The organism is Curtobacterium caseinilyticum, from assembly GCF_030363035.1.
GTDB classification, from domain to species: domain Bacteria; phylum Actinomycetota; class Actinomycetes; order Actinomycetales; family Microbacteriaceae; genus Curtobacterium; species Curtobacterium caseinilyticum.
In genome coordinates, this window is sequence record NZ_JAUCMN010000018.1 from 1 (window position 1) to 5568 (window position 5568).

Consider the following 5568-nt stretch of genomic DNA (forward strand, 5'->3'; position numbering starts at 1 on the left):
TCTGGCGGAGCTTCCTGTGTGGGAGTCGAGTGGGGGGTGCGTCTGGTCCTTGAGAACTCAACAGCGTGCACATTGTCAATGCCAATTATTTTGACCCCGTGCGATTGCAGCTTTGGTTGTGGTCGTCGGAGACAATTCCTTTTGGATTGAAGATTGTCCAGTGGACAGTCAACAGTCAGAATCAACTCGGTTCGGTGCTTTCGGGTGTCGGATCTGTATTTTTTTACGGAGAGTTTGATCCTGGCTCAGGACGAACGCTGGCGGCGTGCTTAACACATGCAAGTCGAACGATGATCAGGAGCTTGCTCCTGTGATTAGTGGCGAACGGGTGAGTAACACGTGAGTAACCTGCCCCTGACTCTGGGATAAGCGTTGGAAACGACGTCTAATACTGGATATGATCACTGGCCGCATGGTCTGGTGGTGGAAAGATTTTTTGGTTGGGGATGGACTCGCGGCCTATCAGCTTGTTGGTGAGGTAATGGCTCACCAAGGCGACGACGGGTAGCCGGCCTGAGAGGGTGACCGGCCACACTGGGACTGAGACACGGCCCAGACTCCTACGGGAGGCAGCAGTGGGGAATATTGCACAATGGGCGAAAGCCTGATGCAGCAACGCCGCGTGAGGGATGACGGCCTTCGGGTTGTAAACCTCTTTTAGTAGGGAAGAAGCGAGAGTGACGGTACCTGCAGAAAAAGCACCGGCTAACTACGTGCCAGCAGCCGCGGTAATACGTAGGGTGCAAGCGTTGTCCGGAATTATTGGGCGTAAAGAGCTCGTAGGCGGTTTGTCGCGTCTGCTGTGAAATCCCGAGGCTCAACCTCGGGCTTGCAGTGGGTACGGGCAGACTAGAGTGCGGTAGGGGAGATTGGAATTCCTGGTGTAGCGGTGGAATGCGCAGATATCAGGAGGAACACCGATGGCGAAGGCAGATCTCTGGGCCGTAACTGACGCTGAGGAGCGAAAGCGTGGGGAGCGAACAGGATTAGATACCCTGGTAGTCCACGCCGTAAACGTTGGGCGCTAGATGTAGGGACCTTTCCACGGTTTCTGTGTCGTAGCTAACGCATTAAGCGCCCCGCCTGGGGAGTACGGCCGCAAGGCTAAAACTCAAAGGAATTGACGGGGGCCCGCACAAGCGGCGGAGCATGCGGATTAATTCGATGCAACGCGAAGAACCTTACCAAGGCTTGACATACACCGGAAACGGCCAGAGATGGTCGCCCCCTTGTGGTCGGTGTACAGGTGGTGCATGGTTGTCGTCAGCTCGTGTCGTGAGATGTTGGGTTAAGTCCCGCAACGAGCGCAACCCTCGTTCTATGTTGCCAGCGCGTTATGGCGGGGACTCATAGGAGACTGCCGGGGTCAACTCGGAGGAAGGTGGGGATGACGTCAAATCATCATGCCCCTTATGTCTTGGGCTTCACGCATGCTACAATGGCCGGTACAAAGGGCTGCGATACCGTAAGGTGGAGCGAATCCCAAAAAGCCGGTCTCAGTTCGGATTGAGGTCTGCAACTCGACCTCATGAAGTCGGAGTCGCTAGTAATCGCAGATCAGCAACGCTGCGGTGAATACGTTCCCGGGCCTTGTACACACCGCCCGTCAAGTCATGAAAGTCGGTAACACCCGAAGCCGGTGGCCTAACCCTTGTGGGAGGAGCCGTCGAAGGTGGGATCGGTGATTAGGACTAAGTCGTAACAAGGTAGCCGTACCGGAAGGTGCGGCTGGATCACCTCCTTTCTAAGGAGCATCTGACCAGGGTGCCTGCTTGCAGGTGCTGTTCTGGTTCAGGCGCCGTTGCAACCCGAGTGTGGTTGCCGGTAGCTCATGGGTGGAACATTGACAGTGCAGTCGGAGCGTTTGTTTCGGTCTCAGTACGCCAGCTTGCTGGTTGGAAGGGGTCGGGGTGGGTGGTTCGGCTGGTGCACGTTGTTGGGTCCTGAGGGACCAGGCTTCCTGCTGGTGGGTGTCTTCGGATGCTGCTGGTGGGGGTTGGGCCTGCGGGTCCTTCGGTGGGCCACGTGAAGCGGATCCTGGTTTGGGTTCGGGGAGTGTGGTGCCGATCGTATGTTGAGAACTACACAGTGGACGCGAGCATCTTAGATCGCTTGTGATGATGACGAAGCTTTCGGGCTTGGTTGTTGTTCGAGTCGATCATAATTTTAATCTTTGTGGTCAAGTTTCTAAGAGCAAACGGTGGATGCCTTGGCATCTGGAGCCGAAGAAGGACGTAGAAATCTGCGATAAGCCTCGGGGAGCTGATAATCGAGCTGTGAGCCGAGGATTTCCGAATGGGGAAACCCCGCTAGGCGACTTGTCGACCTGGTGACTCCCGCCTGAATATATAGGGCGGGTAGAGGGAACGTGGGGAAGTGAAACATCTCAGTACCCACAGGAAGAGAAAACAACATGTGATTCCGTGAGTAGTGGCGAGCGAAAGCGGATGAGGCTAAACCGATCATGTGTGATAGCCGGCGGGCGTTGCATGGTCGGGGTTGTGGGACACGTCGCTCAGTTCTGCCGGACTGGGGCGGTTACAGCGCATCATAGTCGAACCGGTTTGAAAGCCGGGCCGTAGTGGGTGCCAGCCCCGTAGACGAAATGGTGTTATGGCCGGATGTGTATCCCAAGTAGCACGGGGCCCGAGAAATCCCGTGTGAATCTGTCAGGACCACCTGATAAGCCTAAATACTCCCAGATGACCGATAGCGGACAAGTACCGTGAGGGAAAGGTGAAAAGTACCCCGGGAGGGGAGTGAAATAGTACCTGAAACCGTTTGCTTACAAACCGTCGGAGCCTCCTTGTAGGGGTGACGGCGTGCCTTTTGAAGAATGAGCCTGCGAGTTAGTGATATGTGGCGAGGTTAACCCGTGTGGGGCAGCCGTAGCGAAAGCGAGTCTGAATAGGGCGATTCAGTCGCATGTCCTAGACCCGAAGCGAAGTGATCTATCCATGGCCAGGTTGAAGCGACGGTAAGACGTCGTGGAGGACCGAACCCACTTCAGTTGAAAATGGAGGGGATGAGCTGTGGATAGGGGTGAAAGGCCAATCAAACTTCGTGATAGCTGGTTCTCTCCGAAATGCATTTAGGTGCAGCGTTGCGTGTTTCTCGCCGGAGGTAGAGCTACTGGATGGCCGATGGGCCTCAACAGGTTACTGACGTCAGCCAAACTCCGAATGCCGGTGAGTGAGAGCGCAGCAGTGAGACGGTGGGGGATAAGCTTCATCGTCGAGAGGGAAACAACCCAGACTACCAACTAAGGCCCCTAAGCGTGTGCTAAGTGGGAAAGGATGTGGAGTTGCACAGACAACCAGGAGGTTGGCTTAGAAGCAGCCACCCTTGAAAGAGTGCGTAATAGCTCACTGGTCAAGTGATTCCGCGCCGACAATGTAACGGGGCTCAAGCACACCGCCGAAGTTGTAGATTTCGCACACAGACAAGCCTTCGTGGTTCAGTCGTGCGGAGTGGTAGGAGAGCGTCGTGTGGCGAGTGAAGCGGCGGAGTAATCCAGCCGTGGACGCCACACGAGTGAGAATGCAGGCATGAGTAGCGAAAGACGGGTGAGAAACCCGTCCTCCGAAAGACCAAGGGTTCCAGGGCCAGGTTAATCCGCCCTGGGTAAGTCGGGACCTAAGGCGAGGCCGACAGGCGTAGTCGATGGACAACGGGTTGATATTCCCGTACCGGCGAACAACCGCCCAAGCTAATCCAGTGGTGCTAAGAGTCCTAACCCGGCGCATCCGGATCCCTTCGGGGTGATGGTGTCCGGTCTAACGCTCGACCCCATGCTGGTGCGGCTAGCGTATGAACAGGTGTGACGCAGGAAGGTAGCTGAGCCAGGCGATGGTATCCGTAAGGTGAACCTGGTGTAAGGATGTAGGGCTGACGATAGGCAAATCCGTCGTCTGTGTGCCTGAGATCCGACGCGTACCCGTTAGGGGAAATCAGTGATCCTATGCTGCCGAGAAAAGCATCGACGCGAGGTTGCAGCCGCCCGTACCCGAAACCGACTCAGGTGGTCAGGTAGAGAATACCAAGGAGATCGAGAGAATCGTGGTTAAGGAACTCGGCAAAATGCCCCCGTAACTTCGGGAGAAGGGGGGCCGGACGCGTGACATGACTTCTCGTCGTGGAGCGTTGAAGGCCGCAGAGACCAGTGGGAAGCGACTGTTTACTAAAAACACAGGTCCGTGCGAAGTCGCAAGACGATGTATACGGACTGACGCCTGCCCGGTGCTGGAAGGTTAAGAGGAAGGGTTAGCCTTTGGGCGAAGCTCTGAATTTAAGCCCCAGTAAACGGCGGTGGTAACTATAACCATCCTAAGGTAGCGAAATTCCTTGTCGGGTAAGTTCCGACCTGCACGAATGGCGTAACGACTTCCCAGCTGTCTCAACCGCGAACTCGGCGAAATTGCACTACGAGTAAAGATGCTCGTTACGCGCAGCAGGACGGAAAGACCCCGTGACCTTTACTACAGTTTGGTATTGGTGTTCGGAGTGGCTTGTGTAGGATAGGTGGGAGACTGTGAAGCGGGCACGCTAGTGTTCGTGGAGTCATTGTTGAAATACCACTCTGGTCACTTTGGATGTCTAACGTAGGACCCTGATCGGGTTCATGGACAGTGCCTGATGGGTAGTTTAACTGGGGCGGTTGCCTCCCAAAGAGTAACGGAGGCGCCCAAAGGTTCCCTCAACCTGGTTGGCAATCAGGTGGCGAGTGTAAGTGCACAAGGGAGCTTGACTGTGAGACTGACAGGTCGAGCAGGGACGAAAGTCGGGACTAGTGATCCGGCAGTGGCTTGTGGAAGCGCTGTCGCTCAACGGATAAAAGGTACCTCGGGGATAACAGGCTGATCTTGCCCAAGAGTCCATATCGACGGCATGGTTTGGCACCTCGATGTCGGCTCGTCGCATCCTGGGGCTGGAGTAGGTCCCAAGGGTTGGGCTGTTCGCCCATTAAAGCGGTACGCGAGCTGGGTTTAGAACGTCGTGAGACAGTTCGGTCCCTATCCGCTGCGCGCGTTGGAAATTTGAGAAGATCTATCCCTAGTACGAGAGGACCGGGATGGACGAACCTCTGGTGTGTCAGTTGTTCTGCCAAGGGCACCGCTGATTAGCTACGTTCGGACCGGATAACCGCTGAAAGCATCTAAGCGGGAAGCCGTCTTCGAGATGAGATTTCCATGCACCTTGAGTGTGAGAGGCTCCCAGCAGACTACTGGGTTGATAGGCCGGATGTGGAAGCGGGGACTAACGACCCGTGGAGCTGACCGGTACTAATAAGCCGAAGACTTGACAACACACTTTTTGCTCACACCATTCGTGGTGTGGGGCTCGCGTCCACTTTGTGGTTCCCGACAGACGATCGGGAACATGAGAACTGAACACCGCATGCGTGCGGGAACAGCTTTCGTGATCTGAACGGATCACGTCGAAGGTGTTCCGGTGGTCATAGCGAGAGGGAAACGCCCGGTCACATTCCGAACCCGGAAGCTAAGCCTCTCAGCGCCGATGGTACTGCAAGGGGGACCTTGTGGGAGAGTAGGACGCCGCCGGACTCAA

General features: G+C 55.7%; 3 rRNA genes. All 3 read left to right on the plus strand.

The annotated features are described in order from the left end of the window. The first annotated feature begins 222 nt into the window (after positions 1-222). The 3 genes from QUG93_RS15950 (at position 223) to rrf (ending at position 5564) form a co-directional block, all read left to right on the plus strand. A 16S ribosomal RNA gene (locus QUG93_RS15950) occupies positions 223-1744 on the plus strand. 433 nt (positions 1745-2177) lie between these two features. After that, positions 2178-5306, plus strand: a 23S ribosomal RNA gene (locus QUG93_RS15955). 141 nt (positions 5307-5447) lie between these two features. Continuing rightward, positions 5448-5564, plus strand: a 5S ribosomal RNA gene (gene rrf / locus QUG93_RS15960). The 16S, 23S and 5S rRNA genes sit together here, the layout of an rRNA operon. The last annotated feature ends 4 nt before the right edge of the window (positions 5565-5568 follow it).